At 37.4% G+C, this 14,311-nt stretch carries 15 protein-coding genes; 6 read left to right on the top strand and 9 right to left on the bottom strand.

From position 1 onward, the window contains the following. Positions 1–22: 22 nt before the first annotated feature. Both ACIP9W_RS13055 and ACIP9W_RS13050 read right to left on the bottom strand, forming a co-directional pair. Positions 23–853 (bottom strand): DUF6282 family protein, encoded by an 831-nt coding sequence (locus ACIP9W_RS13055; protein ID WP_400790058.1) that lies wholly within the window; start codon positions 851–853, stop codon positions 23–25. 41 nt (positions 854–894) lie between these two features. Continuing rightward, entirely contained in the window at positions 895–1,980 is a 1,086-nt protein-coding gene (locus ACIP9W_RS13050; protein ID WP_400790056.1) for an isocitrate/isopropylmalate dehydrogenase family protein, read from the bottom strand. Between the two features lie 131 nt (positions 1,981–2,111). Here ACIP9W_RS13050 and ACIP9W_RS13045 point away from each other — a divergent pair, with 131 nt between their 5' ends. Continuing rightward, entirely contained in the window at positions 2,112–2,984 is an 873-nt protein-coding gene (locus ACIP9W_RS13045; RefSeq protein ID WP_400790054.1) for a LysR family transcriptional regulator, read from the top strand. A gap of 131 nt (positions 2,985–3,115) precedes the next feature. Then, positions 3,116–3,898: a class I SAM-dependent methyltransferase gene (locus tag ACIP9W_RS13040; RefSeq protein WP_400790051.1), complete on the top strand. Its 783-nt coding sequence runs from the start codon at positions 3,116–3,118 to the stop codon at positions 3,896–3,898. A 42-nt stretch (positions 3,899–3,940) separates the two neighbouring features. Here ACIP9W_RS13040 and ACIP9W_RS13035 read toward each other — a convergent pair whose 3' ends face one another. The 6 genes from ACIP9W_RS13035 to ACIP9W_RS13010 all read right to left on the bottom strand — a co-directional run bounded on the left by ACIP9W_RS13035 (position 3,941) and on the right by ACIP9W_RS13010 (position 10,383). Then, a complete protein-coding gene (locus tag ACIP9W_RS13035; protein WP_400790048.1) occupies positions 3,941–5,467 on the bottom strand; it encodes a tripartite tricarboxylate transporter permease in 1,527 nt (508 codons plus the stop codon). Between the two features lie 18 nt (positions 5,468–5,485). Next, positions 5,486–5,935, bottom strand: coding sequence for a tripartite tricarboxylate transporter TctB family protein (locus ACIP9W_RS13030; protein ID WP_400790045.1), 450 nt, complete (start codon positions 5,933–5,935; stop codon positions 5,486–5,488). Between the two features lie 53 nt (positions 5,936–5,988). After that, positions 5,989–7,023, bottom strand: coding sequence for a Bug family tripartite tricarboxylate transporter substrate binding protein (locus ACIP9W_RS13025; RefSeq protein WP_400790042.1), 1,035 nt, complete (start codon positions 7,021–7,023; stop codon positions 5,989–5,991). Between the two features lie 134 nt (positions 7,024–7,157). Further along, positions 7,158–7,847 (bottom strand): response regulator, encoded by a 690-nt coding sequence (locus ACIP9W_RS13020; protein WP_400790040.1) that lies wholly within the window; start codon positions 7,845–7,847, stop codon positions 7,158–7,160. Then, a complete protein-coding gene (locus tag ACIP9W_RS13015; RefSeq protein ID WP_400790038.1) occupies positions 7,810–9,441 on the bottom strand; it encodes an ATP-binding protein in 1,632 nt (543 codons plus the stop codon). Before ACIP9W_RS13015 ends, ACIP9W_RS13020 begins: the two co-directional genes overlap by 38 nt. Before the next feature lie 12 nt (positions 9,442–9,453). After that, positions 9,454–10,383 (bottom strand): AEC family transporter, encoded by a 930-nt coding sequence (locus ACIP9W_RS13010; RefSeq protein ID WP_400790035.1) that lies wholly within the window; start codon positions 10,381–10,383, stop codon positions 9,454–9,456. A gap of 256 nt (positions 10,384–10,639) precedes the next feature. On the opposite strand from ACIP9W_RS13010, the gene ACIP9W_RS13005 reads away from it, so the two are divergent. Genes ACIP9W_RS13005 through ACIP9W_RS12990 form a run of 4 tightly spaced genes read left to right on the top strand, consistent with a single transcriptional unit; the run spans position 10,640 to position 13,033 of the window. Then, the gene (locus tag ACIP9W_RS13005; RefSeq protein WP_400790032.1) at positions 10,640–11,359 is read left to right on the top strand and encodes an ABC transporter ATP-binding protein; all 720 of its coding nucleotides are present in this window, start codon (positions 10,640–10,642) and stop codon (positions 11,357–11,359) included. 12 nt (positions 11,360–11,371) lie between these two features. Beyond that, positions 11,372–12,118: an ABC transporter permease gene (locus ACIP9W_RS13000; protein WP_400790030.1), complete on the top strand. Its 747-nt coding sequence runs from the start codon at positions 11,372–11,374 to the stop codon at positions 12,116–12,118. 49 nt (positions 12,119–12,167) lie between these two features. Continuing rightward, the gene (locus ACIP9W_RS12995) at positions 12,168–12,626 is read left to right on the top strand and encodes a LytTR family DNA-binding domain-containing protein (RefSeq protein ID WP_400790028.1); all 459 of its coding nucleotides are present in this window, start codon (positions 12,168–12,170) and stop codon (positions 12,624–12,626) included. Beyond that, on the top strand, positions 12,623–13,033 hold the full coding sequence (locus ACIP9W_RS12990; protein WP_400790025.1) for a DUF3021 domain-containing protein: 411 nt from the start codon (positions 12,623–12,625) through the stop codon (positions 13,031–13,033). The genes ACIP9W_RS12995 and ACIP9W_RS12990 overlap by 4 nt, the downstream gene beginning before the upstream one ends. 38 nt (positions 13,034–13,071) lie before the next feature. Here the strand turns inward: ACIP9W_RS12990 and ACIP9W_RS12985 are convergent, their stop codons facing one another. Continuing rightward, entirely contained in the window at positions 13,072–14,232 is a 1,161-nt protein-coding gene (locus ACIP9W_RS12985; protein WP_400790022.1) for a PstS family phosphate ABC transporter substrate-binding protein, read from the bottom strand. Positions 14,233–14,311 lie beyond the last annotated feature (79 nt).

Raw genomic sequence — 14,311 nt, 5'->3', positions numbered from 1 at the left:
TTGGGAATATTGTTCAAATTCATTAAATTTTCTCTAAGTTTAGTAGATAGGATGGTAATGTTTGCGTCATGTATTTAATTGCTTCTTCCTCTATCCCATGAGCACGTAAATATGTTAAATAACTTGGTAGAGTAACATTCCAGGCTGGATTCTCAATTTGCCCGCTATCTGTAGAAATTAATGTAGACTCATAGCCTAATTCTTTTATAGCTGCAATTATTTCTGGCAAGTTTACTTTGTATTGCTTATTGCCTATTGGCTGTGCATATGTTCTTTCGAATATTACCTCGTATTCCTCAACTAAATGTTTTTGATCAGCTATTGTAAGGCCTAGAATATGAAATTCAGGATGAGTAACGACAATTTTTTTTACACCAGCTTTTCGTGCCGCATTTACTACATAAAGGATTTCATCCTTCGAGATATGCCCTGTCGCTAGAACTAAATCGTATTGGACAATAATGTTAAAGATTTCATTTAATTCTTCTGAAATACCTTCATCCTTTATTAAATGAATGCCGCCTATTTCACCTTCGTGCATTCGATGATTCTTGGCATCTATAGTAGGTAACCATACAATTTTCGCACCTAAGTTCGCTGCGTGCTTCACTGCAATCGCATTAATACCACCTACTGAATAGTTTAAAGTGATACTACCGAAAACTAATACCTCATTTTGTAACTGATTCATCAACCAAGCACGGTCTGTCGTTGGAAAATAATGTGATTTTAAAACAAATGCACGTACTTCTAATTCTTGTGCTTGCTTTGTTAATACTAGATCATCATGTGCTCTTTCTCTTATATCTGGAGCTGAATGCACATGCATATCTATTACACCTTGTAATTTCAAAATAATACCTCCTAAATTGGGAGCCTATCTGTAAATATTCTTTAACTGCTAACTATCGTATTGCTCGTGATTCTATTAGTAATTGCCTCAGCAAATGCTGAAGTAGTTGCATTTCCACCTAGATCCTTCGTTTTAATACCTTCTTTGACAGTTGAAAATAGAGCATCTTCCATAATTCTTCCGACCGTTTGAAGTTTGGCATCCTTATGTTGGGAATACATCCAATCAAATAGCATGACGGTAGAAAGCATAATTCCGATAGGATTTGCTATATTCATCCCTGCTATATCCGGTGCCGAACCATGTGCAGCCTGTGCCATTGCTTGTGTGTCATTACAATTGATAGAAGGTGCCAACCCCAAGCTCCCTACTAACTCTCCCGTTAAATCTGACAGTATATCCCCAAACATATTTTCAGTTACGATAACATCAAAATCACCAGCTCTTCTCACCAGATGGGCAGTCATCGCATCAATATGATAATCATCCACTTCCACCTCAGGGTATTGTTTGGCTACTTCTCTACAAACATTTAAAAATAAACCAGTACCAAGCTTGATCACATTCGCTTTATGAACGATCGTCACTTTTTTACGACGTCCCATTGCCCCTTTAAACGCCTCATGTGCAATGCGAGTAATAGCCTTGCGTGTAAAGACTCCTGTAGAAATTGCTACATCGGGGGTAATCATCCATTCCCCAACTCCTTGATACATATTTCTATCTGTGTAAAACCCTTCGGTATTCTCCCGATAAATAACTAAATCCGCTTCACCGACTAAACTCTTTGTACTAGGCATTGTTTTTGCCGGACGTATATTGGCATACAGATCAAAATGATGTCTTAATTCACCACTTGGATTACGATTCACCTTATGCTCTGGTGGATAAGCTGCTGAATCATGTGGCCCAAGAATCCATCCATGGCAATCCTTTAATTGTTCTTTCGTATATTGCGGTATAGGATCGTTATATTCCTTAATCGCACTCCATCCCATCGGTAATTCAACTAAATCTAGCTCAACTTCCGCTTTTTCTGCTGCTGCTTTTAAGATTACTTTTGTTGCATCTACAATTTCTGGTCCAATCCCATCGCCAGATAATACGCCAATTTTATATACAACCATATTTACACCCCTCTTTTTTTGTGGAAATAGTCTGACATTTCCATTGGTTTTAGTGTAATATAAAAAATAGAATAAATATAATAGATAATGTGTATACTTTTTCATTCAAATTTTCTATATCAGGAGGCTATATGGACAAAAAAGACTGGCAAATTATTGATACCGTTTTTACTGAAAAAAACATTACACGCGCTTCACTCAAATTATTTATGTCTCAACCTACTGTTACCTATCGAATTAAACAGATCGAAAAAGAATTAGATATCGAAATTCTCCATAGAGGAAGACATGGGGTGGAATTCACAGAACAAGGCATGTATTTTGCCAAATATGCAAAATCCATGCTAAAGGAGTATCGAAGCTTGGAAGAAAATTTATCCAATCTTAGCAATGAACCACAAGGTCTTTTAAGAATTGGTGCAGCTCGTGCTATCGCCTCTCATCAATTACCAAAGGTTCTTGCCGGTTTCAACAAAAAATACCCAGCCGTATCCTTCGATATAGAAACCGGCTTAAACCTAGATATAGCCCAAGGTGTTTATAAAGAAGATTTTCATCTTGGGATTATTCGAGGAAATCACCACTGGTCGGATGAAAAGCATGAGTTGTTCAAAGAAAGCATTACGATTATATCTTTAAAAGAAATTGACCTACAAACACTGGCAGAACAAAATAGAATTACCTATCAGACTGACCCAGCACTTAATATGCATATCGATAATTGGTGGAGAGATAATTATAAATTCCCTCCAAAAATACTGATGAGCGTTGATAATATGGAAATAGCCAAAAAAATGGTCATAAATGGCCTAGGATATGCTATTGTACCGAAGATTATTTTGAATGATCGAGAGGATCAGCAGCTAAAACAATTTGATTTATGCGACAAGAATAATGAACCCTTGTTATGGATTACCTCTCTTTTGTATAAAAAAGATACACTTAACCTATCATTTGTCCGTGATTTTATTAAGTTTATAAAAGAGGCTTCGCCACCAATCTAGACATACAAAAAGATTGATTGAAAACTGTTGCCTCAAAATCTTATAGTGAGCGAACTGCTGAGGGGAGGATATTAAACTTCTCTTTTCTAATTACAAAGCATACTATCTATTCTAAAAAGGAGATTTTGAATATGGCAAAACAAAGAGATCCAATTAAAAATAAAGTTCAAGAGGTATTTAGTAAAAATGCAGAGAAGTATGTAACAAGTAGCACGCATGCAAAAGGATCCGATTTAAGCCTTATTCCAGTTTGGTTGAATCTTCCAACCAATTCAATTGTACTTGATATCGCAACAGGAGGGGGCCATGTGGTTAAAGCATTAGCTCCACACGCATCTCAAGTATTTGCTACTGATTTAACCTATCAAATGCTTGAAGCAGCCAAGCGCCATTTAGATCAGACCGAGACAAATATTTCTTATGTAATTGCAGATGCTGAATCCCTACCGTTTTTAGAAAATACGTTTGATGCAGTTACTTGTAGAATTGCACCTCACCATTTTCCTCATCCTGATATATTTGTAAACGAAGTAGCAAGAGTATTGAAACCTGGCGGAAAGTTTCTACTTATTGATAATATTGCCCCTGAGGAAAAGGAATTTGACGAATTCGTTAACCTTCTCGAAAAATTACGCGATGAAAGCCATAACCGTAGCTATTCTGTAAACGAATGGAAAACTTGGTTCGAAGAAGCTGATTTAACTTTGTTAAAGGCTGAAGTACGAAAGAAAACTTTTGATTATCCTGATTGGGTAAGACGTACAACGCCGTCTGAAGAACAAGTAAAAAAAGTTGACACGCATATTCTCTCTGCTAATGACAGGATCATTCACTACTTTTCAATTCAGAACACAAACGACAGGATTCAATCGATTACAATAGATGAATGGATGGCGTTAGCAATAAAAAAATAGAACGGAAAAAATGCAGACTCTCAAATGGAGTCTGCATTCCTATTAACCTTCTTCATTTATAATAACTTTTCGTCCTCTAAGCTTGAGCAGTAAAGGAACTAACAACCACGCTGCTGCCGCTACGATGAATACCAATGATAAGGGTTTCGTAAAGAAAATGCTGAAGTCTCCATTTGAAATGGTTAAAGCGCGTCGCATATTATTTTCGATCATCGGTCCTAATACAAGGGCAAGTACTAAAGGAGCCACTGGGTAATCATTCTTAGACAATAAATAACCTAAAACACCGCAGCCTAAAAGTAAAAACAAATCAAATGTTGTGTATTGGACTGCGTACACACCAAAGAAGGAAATTGCGACTATCATCGGTAGTAAATACTTTTTAGGTGTTTCAATAATTTTTGCAAAGACCCGAACTAATGGCATATTCAACACAAGTAACATTAAGTTTCCTATGAACATACTTGCGATTAGTCCCCATGCAACTTCTGGGTGCTCGTCAAACAGTAATGGACCTGGTTGAATATTGTACATGATTAGTGCGCCCATTAATATTGCAGTTGTACCTGATCCAGGAATTCCTAAAGTTAAAAGTGGAATCATTGCCCCACCAGAAGCTGCATTATTTGCTGACTCGGGACCAGCTACACCTGCAATATTTCCTTTACCAAACGTTTCTGGGTTTTTACTAAATTTTTTCTCTGTCATATACGAGAAGAAAGAGGCAAGTGTTGCACCCGCTCCTGGTAAAACTCCGATAAAGAATCCAAGAAGAGAGCCACGCGTAATTGGTATTGCACTGTCTTTCAGGTCTTGTTTAGTTGGCATTATACGATGAATTTTGGCAATTGCACCCGTCTCTTCATCTTTCTCTAAAATCGTTTTAAATACTTCTCCAAGTGCAAATAACCCTACAGCAACTGTTAAAAATTCAAGTCCAGAATACAAAATAGGCTGATCGTATGTAAATCGAGCAATACCAGAAACAGCATCGATTCCGATTGTTCCAAGCATTAGCCCTAAAACAGTCATGATCAACGCTTTTGTCATCGACTTTCCTGCAAGCCCACTAACTGCTGCTAATCCTAATAACATTAAAGAAAAGTATTCCGCTGGTCCAAACTTTACGGCAATATTGGATAACGGTTCTGCTAAAAGAACAAGGCCGATCAGTGCTACAATCCCAGCACAAAATGATCCAATTGCCGAAATTGCCAAAGCCGCTCCTGCACGACCTTGTTGTGCCATTTGATAACCATCTAATGTCGTCACAACGGAAGAGGATTCCCCTGGTGTGTTCAATAAAATAGAAGTAGTTGATCCTCCGTACATCGCTCCATAATAAACCCCTGCTAATAAAATAATTGAACTCGCCGCAGCTGCACTAGTTGGCATACCTGAAGTAATCGTTGCTGTTACAGGAATTAGGAGAGCAACACCGCTCATCGGACCTATACCCGGTAACACTCCTACTGCCGTCCCAATGATAACGCCGACCAAAGCAAACAATAAATTTTGCCACTGAAAAGCGACACTAAAACCGTCTGCTAAAAATTGTAATGTATCCATAGCTTAACTCCTTCCTCTCTACAACAACGGAAATCCTGGCAATGAACCGCCGAGAAGCTCCGAAAACATATAATAGACACCAAATGAAAAAGCAGCTGAAATAAGAATGGAATAAACCATTTTTCCGCGCTCCACCGTTTGAAAAGCAATTAGTAAAAATAGAAAAGTAGATACGACATATCCAATCTTCTCTAAGAAAAAGGCATAAAGCACTGCACTTACAAAAATGATCAGGAACTTTTTATATTGCAGTCGCTCTTTCTTCGATTCTTCCGATTTGTATTTAAATGTTTCATATAAAAGACGAGCACTTAAAGCAATTAATATAATACCAAGCCACATCGGAAATATTTTTGGACCGACGGATGAGCCGTATGCACTGTCAGAAATTTTTTGACTCTCTACAAGAAACAAAATCCCGACTAACAAAAAGGCAACACCGGCAAACCGATCGAATTTTTTATTCATATTTTTAATCGCTCCTAACTTAAAAAGGCGACTTTGCAGCCGCCTATATACTATTATTTTTGCATACCAAGTGCTGTTAAAAGTTCTACAATCACTTTATCTTGTTCTTCTAAATAAGTAGTAAAGTCTGCTGAGTTACGGTATTCGCTTGCCCAGCCATTCTTTTCTAACTCTGCTTTCCACTCGTCTGTTTCAACCATTTCTGCTAGTTTGTCAGACCAATAGTTTTTTGCACCTTCAGACATTTCTTTCGGTCCAAAAATACCTCTCCAGATAGTAAACTCTGCATCGATACCTGATTCTTTATAAGTAGGTACATCTGCTAGTTCTCCTTCTAAACGTTCAGAAGAGCTAACTGCCAATACGCGTACATCTCCAGATTTTGCATATGTTGCGATCGTAGATGCATCTGTTGCGATAACGTCGGCATTACCGCCTAATAATGCAGCAACCGCTTCTCCACCACCATCATATGATACATACTTCACTGCTTTCGGATCGATTCCCGCTTCAAATGCAGGCAAGATTCCTACAAGATGATCCATTGAACCAGGTGCAGAACCACCTGCAAGTGTTACTGCTGTTGGATCAGCTTTAATCGCATCTAGAACATCTTGCAATGTTTCGAAAGATGAATCACTTTTTACAACAATCGCTCCGTAGTCACGAGTTAGTTGCGCAAGTGGTGTTGTATCTTTGTAACCATAAGGGCTGTTCCCTTCCGCTTTATCATTGTTAATAAGAATTGGTGGAGACTTTACCATCAGTACATAGTCATTTTTCGCTTCTTTCGTTGCAAATTCTGCCATGTAAACTGCTCCGCCGCCCCCTGGTTTGTTTTCAACGACGATTGGTTTTTCGATTAACTTTGTATCATTCATAGTTTTAGCGATTGATCGAGCAGTTAAATCCCATCCGCCTCCAGCACCTGATGGAGCAACAATAGTAAGATTATTTTTCGGATAATCCGATGCACTAGCTCCTTCAACTTTACTTTCGCTTCCTTTTTCACTTGACGAACAAGCCGCTAACCCCACTGCTAAAACAGCTGTAAAAGCGATTGACGTGACCTTCTTCCAAGTTTTCATAAAATCCCCCTCATCCCCAAAGTAATGACAGCGTTTTCATTCGCTTGTTATTAATTTATCAGAACATTTGACTAATACAATGTTTCTGATGATAAGTTGGATAATGAAAATTGAAATCATTTTGTTCATATTGTTCACGACGAATGAATGAAGTATCTTCGTTCTGGTCTACCAACTGTCCCGTAAATAAGCTCAGCATAGACAAGCTTTTCAGATGCAAGATACTCTAAGTAACGTCTTGCAGTGGAACGACTTACACCCACTTCTAACCCAAGCGCCTCTGCAGTAATACCGTCATTTACTTTCTTAATATGATTGACCACTTTTTCTTTCGTAATGGGATCAATTCCTTTTGGAGGGGCATCTTCCGAATGAGGAACGGAAGAAGAGTTATTCCAAAGAGACTTGATCAAGTCCTCTTGTACTCTCCCGCTACCTGTAAGGATGTCCCTTTTCGTTTTATAGGATAGTAGACTTTCTTTAAATTTCTCATATGTTAATGGTTTTAAAATATAGTCTGCCACACCGCCTCTAAACGCTTTTTTTACTATTTCCGACTCTGCAGCCGCAGTGATAAAAATGATATCCGTGTCTGGGCTATGTTCTTGAATAATTGTCAGTAAATCGGTTCCAAGTGTATCCGGGAGATAAACGTCCAATAAGATTAAATCTGGCATATATGAAATAATCCAATCCTTTGCTTCTTCTCCTGTATAAGCAGAGCCGATAACTTTAAACCCTTCCAACTTTTCGATAAATCGCCGATGAATATCCGAAATTCGTTTATCATCCTCCACGATTAAAATCTCTATTTGCTTTGTCATGTAAATAACCCCCTTTTGGAATAGAAACGATAAACAATGCCCCGCCCAAATCCCCCTTTTCAAGCGCGATAGAACCACCTAAATCATTCACGTTTTCCTTTACTTTTACCAAACCAAATCCCCGATTCGCATCACTTTTCGTAGATACTTTCTCCTTCCAAACTATATCCAGCACTTCAATAGGTACCCCTGCTCCGGAGTCTTCCACTTCTATTATGATTTCCTCTCCGTTGTCGACGATTAAAATGCGGACAATGCGTAGCTCTTCTGATAATTTTTCTACTGCTTCAAAGGCATTCGTCACTAAGTTACCAATAATAGAAACAAAGAGATGCTTCTGCAGATGCTTCGGTAGCTTTTCTAAATAACTATCTTCATCCAATATAAACCGCACTTTTAATTCCTTTGCGCGATTAAGAAACCCAATGACAATCCCTCCAAGGAATGGGTCCTGTAAACGCTTCGTCATAAATTGAATAAGTGATTGATGCTCTGCTGTTTCCACATGGATTAAGTTAATAGCTTCATCATAAGAGTTCAGTTGAATAAGTCCAGAAATGGTATATAAAAAATTATTATATTCATGTGTTTGAGCACGTAAAGCCTCGGTATATTGTTTCACTTGTGATAGTTCTTCTGCTAAACGATCAATGTCCGATTGGGAGCGAAAACTAGATACAGCACCGATAATTTTCTCACCGACACGAATGGGTATACGATTAACGATTGCCTTTTTTCCTCTTAACTCCATCGATCTATCTAAATGCTCTTCGCCAGATTCTAATACTTGCGGAAGATACGTATTCGGTATAACATCCCATATGTTTCGTCCGACCAATTCGGTCTGAGACGGTAATGATAATATTTCAAGTGCAGCTGAATTGGCCATTGTAATCATGCCTTTTGCATCTACCATAACAATCCCTTCGCGGACAGATTCTATCAATGCATTCCGCTCTGTAAATAGATTTGCAATTTCTACTGGCTCCAGATTAAACAGCTCTTTCTTAATATTCCTTGCTAATATACTAGAACCTAGGATCCCTAGTAATATTGCAATTACCACGATATAAGCAATATTATCTACATAGCGAATGAATAACGTGGTCATATCCTCTTTTAAGAATCCTACCGATATAATTCCAATAATATGCCCATCCTTATCGAATACAGGAGCTTTTCCTCTAAGCGCTGTACCAAGTGTACCAGTAGCTTCCGAAATATAGGATTGCCCGTATAATAGGGCTTGTTCATTGTCATCTCCAACCATTTTTTTCCCGATTCTTTCTACTACTGGATGTGCATAGCGAATCCCGTCTTTATCCCCAATAACGACATATTCTGCTCCTGTACTTGCCTGAATGGTCATTGCGATTGGCTGTAATACATCTGTTGGATTGTCTGACTCGAAGCCTGCTACAATATCTGGTCGTTCTGCTGTGGTAATAGCTATGCTAAGCGCACGTTCTCCAACTTGACCTTCAATCGCATGCGAAATGATAAAATAAAAAGAAATACCCGTCATAATTGCTACAACTGATACAAAGACCGCTCCAAATCCAAAAATTCTTGCTTGTAATGACCTCTTTTCCATCCTATCCACTCACTATCCCCACAAAATATTCGATAGATATATAACGATCGTTACCGTAATACAACTAACAACCGTCGAAAACAGCACAATTTGTGCAGCCAAATTTGGTTCTACATCATACTCCAGAGACAGTGTTGAACTATTTCTAGAAGTTGGAAAAGCACTAGCTATAAACAATGACTGTGCTACGACACCGTCGAGACCCATTAATAGGATTAATCCGAACGCTATTACAGGACCTATGACTAGCCGACCTATTGTACTGGTTAATATCACTTTATTTAATATCGTCTTGATATCTAACTGGGCTAATTGAGCTCCCAATGTAATTAAAGCAATTGAAATAAATGCATGCGCTAAATAGTCAACTGGAATACGCAAAAATACCGGAATGCCGATATCGAATATATTCATCAGCGCACCAATTATGAGTGCGTGGACAATTGGCAAACGAAGTAAGCTGCGTAAAATATCCAAGCCAGATTTTGTAGAAGAGATTAAATTATAAAGACCATATGTATACGTAATAATGTTTTGATAAATAACAATTATAATCTGGATAGACGTTCCAAGAGGATTCGTAGCAAACAGCATTTGACTAACAGGAATCCCATAATTTCCATTATTAATGAGCACAATGCTATTTTTATAAATAGCAGACTGACTTCTATTAAGTTTTAGTAGTCTGCTAACAATCGATCCTAGCAGCATTAAGCAACCGCTAAAAATTAATAAGTAGATAATGATTTGTCCCAATACCCCTGCGTTCACTTTCGTTTCATATATATTAATAAAAACAGCTGCTGGCATTAAACAATAAGTGATTAAATTGGATAACGCCTTTAGATTAAATTGAAACTTTAGCTGCAGTGATGCACCAATTCCCAGCATAATTAGAATCGGGGCAACTACTTGAAAAAACACCATACTCAAATAAACCATACATATTACCTCTTCCCAAATAAAATACATTTTACTAAAGTATTATCCCACTGTTTGCAATTTTCTGCTATACCATAAATTAGAATGGTTGCTCTAAACAACCTCGTGCTTCTACCCCATATATTTCCCTTTGCAAGTGACCCTCTCTTTTATGCAAGTCACTCTCCTATTTCTCCCGGTCACTGAAAAACGGATTACTTAGGAGAGGATTCACCATACAATGACATTACAAAGAAACCTAGCGGAGGTATAGCAAGTGAAGATAATTGAAGTGAACAATCTAATAAAATCATACGGAACAAACCATGTGTTACAAGGTGTAAACTTCCAAGCTCAGTCTGGTGAAATCATTGGCGTTATTGGAAAAAATGGAGCTGGGAAATCGACGTTTTTAGAAATATTAATGACGATTAAACATTACGATGCCGGAACAGTTATTGTGTTGGACGAAAATATTGAATCACTACCTATGAATCGACTGGAACAAGTACGAAAGCAGATTTCTGTTGTTCTGCAACCGACTCAATTTTATAAAACATTAAAAGTAGAAGAATTGCTAAAACTTTTCAAAGCATATTACAAATCGAAACTGGACATAAAAAAGATTATCGTCGATTTCAAGCTGGAACCCCACCGGAAGAAGTATTTTGATAAGCTTTCAGGTGGTTGGAAACAAATTGTGAGCTTAGCAATCGCTTTTTTATCCGAACCAAAACTACTCATATTAGATGAACCGACAACGGGACTAGATCCCCATATGCGTAATATGCTTTGGTCCTACATTACAGATTACAACAAAAGGACGGGTGGAACGGTCATATTAACTACTCATAATATGGATGAGATTGAACTATATTGCGACAAAGTAATGCTTATCAATAATGGCGTGAATGAAGTATTTGATACAACGGATACTATTTTGGCAGCTGGTTACAAATCGATCCATGAGTTTTATCTTGCGAAAGTATCTATTTAAGGGGGAAAAATAATGTTAGCGACACAGTTAAAATATGATTTATTAATGTTTTCCAGAGAATTATTTTACTTAGTTTTTACGATTTTCGTGCCACCTGCAACGTATATTTTCATGGGGCAATTATATGGAGATCAATCGTATGCAGGTAACTTAAGCTACGCTCAAACATATACACCATCCTTTATTTTACTCATTACGTTTACTGTTGTATTTTTTGCTTTCGGTTTCGACCAAGTTGTACAGCGTACAACAGGTGTGGAGAAACGAATTTCTCTTTCTCCTGTTTCTAAAAATACCCTATTACTTTCAAGTATTATCCGCTCCACTATTATGACGAGTTTAGGATATGGATTCATTTTAATCATCGGGCTGTTCTTGTTTGACTTGGAGTTTGGGCTACTAAGCTTTTTAACTTCCTATGGATTTTTCATCTTGCTAAATGCCGTGTTACTGATTATTGCATCTGCCATTTACTCCTTTTTTCAGCATATGAATAGTGCACTAGTATTCTCTATTGTTGTTTTTCAAGCTGTAATCTTCACTGGTGGTTTCGCAATGCCAATTAGCATGATGCCAAAATTCATCCAAGTAATTGCAGATTTTAATCCAATGTATCATATGAATAATTTATTTATTGCCGTTTGGAATGGACAACTAACTTTTGATCAAAATATGTTTCTTTCAATTGGCTACATTGTTGCACTAGTTGCAGTTGCACTCGTCATTCTTCGTATTCAAAATAAACGTAAAATAGGATAGCCGGCTCACTTCTAAACGTTTACACTTAAGTCAAGAGGGGTGTAAAAAGTTGAAAGTATCATTGAACATAGATAGTGATTTTAAAGAAACAAAAGTGATGATTGAAACACCAGAATTAGATGATTCCGTGCAGGACATCCTTGATTTTATAAAGGTGCGCGAAACAGAATTCCTCGTAGGAAAAGATGGAGAAATGCAGCATATTTTAAAACCGACTGACATTCACTACTTTCATACCGAAAAAGAGGCGGTTATCGCGGTAACCTCTTCTGGTTCTTACAAACTAAAAGAGAAACTATATGAATTGGAAGGAATACTTCCATCTAATAAGTTTATCCGGCTCTCCAAATCGGTTATTGCAAATCTACATGAGTTAAGCCGATTTGAAGCATCGTTTAATGGCACATTATGTGTGTATTTTAAATCGGGAATGAAGGAATACGTTTCTCGGACATATGTGAATGCGATAAAGGAAGCTTTAAAAATGAATAGGAGGAAAAGCGAATGAAAACTTTTTTATTTCGAAGCATGATTGGTATTTTCTTCGGTGCATTTCTTGCAGTTGTATTTACAAATTTATATGTAATTTCGAATGATCATATTATGTTAGATGGAACTTTGTTTCTAAAGAATTCGCTTGGCTCTATCTTTTGCGGTTGGTTTTTCACGGTCAGCTCCCTCTATTTTGAAAATCCTAATTTACGGCTTTATCAGCAAACGGCATTACATTTTGTCACGGTTATCCTATTGTATTTCCTTTTAGCTTTCGGTATTGGATGGGTTCCATTTAATATGGCTAGCTTTTCCATTGCCATTGCTTCATTCCTCGGCTTCTACGTAATTTTTTGGACGTCCTTCTATCTTTATTTTAAAAGACAAATGAAGAAATTGAATGAAGAGCTAGAGATGCTTTAATCGCACAAGAAGAGCCCTTTTAAGAGCTCTTCTTACTATCAATCTAACGATACATATCCTGTTTTTTCAATTAGTTCCTGTCCTTCAGGAGATAAGATCCATGCAATGAATTTCTCCACATTTGGGTTATCTGTACCTGCTGTTACAATGTAAAACTCTGAAGCAATGGGATATTCTCCCGATCGTATCGTTTCCTTTGTAGGAGCGACACCGTCTATTTCTAACAGTTTAATTTTCTTATCTTGTACCATTTCAGTAGAATAAAAACGGAATGTGTATCCAATGGCATTTTTGTAGTTTTTATATTGAGAAACCTCATTAATAATACCACCCATTCCTGTTGCAATATCCTCTGTTGGCGCCTCCATAATTGGAATATCTCCCATTAAGTGCTCCAAGGCTGACTGGCTCCCACTATCCGCTGGACGTTGGAATGCTCGAATATCCTCCGTTTCCCCACCCACTTCTTCCCAATTCGTTACTTTTCCTGCATATATATTTTTTATTTGCTCCATTGTTAGACCTGAAACAGGATTTTTCTGGTGAACAAAAAAGACAAATGCTTCACGTCCAATTGGTATCATTTTAAGTTCTTTTCCGTGTTCCTTTGCCTTTTCCACTTGAGATTTAGAAGGAGCTGCGGCAAAAATCATATCCACTCTTCCGAAGATTAAATTGTTATATGCATCTGGTGTCGTATTGACCATAACTTCCTTTTCATAGGGATCATACTCTTTTTTAGGATAGGTCGCTTGAACAAATGCAGAGTAAAGTGGGTAAAGAGCCGTTGCACCGTCCAATTTAGGCAAGTCCCCTGTCAACTTTAACGTAGAGTCATCATCTAAAGTTGCAATCTTGCTGGATTCTGAAAAAGGCTTATAATCATACACATTCACTTCTGCATCCACTGAAGGAATGGAATTTGTATAAATATGTTGAATAGGAGAAACGCTACTTACTATAATAGCTACTCCCGCAATACTTCCGAATACAACTTTCCGTTTCTTTGTTTTGAAAAAATGAAAAAGAAGAAGCACGTAAAACACATATAAAATAATCGCACCCGTAATTATTAGCGCAATAAAATAAACCTTACCGCTTATCAATACCATAAATAAAATAACTAACGTTAAAAAACACATTCCTACTAGAACAAATATCGCATATAAAATTAGTTCCACAAGTGACTTTTTCTCCAAAAGACATCTCCCCCCATTTGTATATTCTACAAAATACGTGAATATCCCTTTGTCTTTAGCTTCTCCTGTTTATTCAACA

The sequence above is a fragment of the Psychrobacillus sp. NPDC093180 genome, from assembly GCF_044754065.1.
GTDB lineage: Bacteria > Bacillota > Bacilli > Bacillales_A > Planococcaceae > Psychrobacillus.
This window is presented reverse-complemented; position numbering and strand designations above follow the sequence as displayed.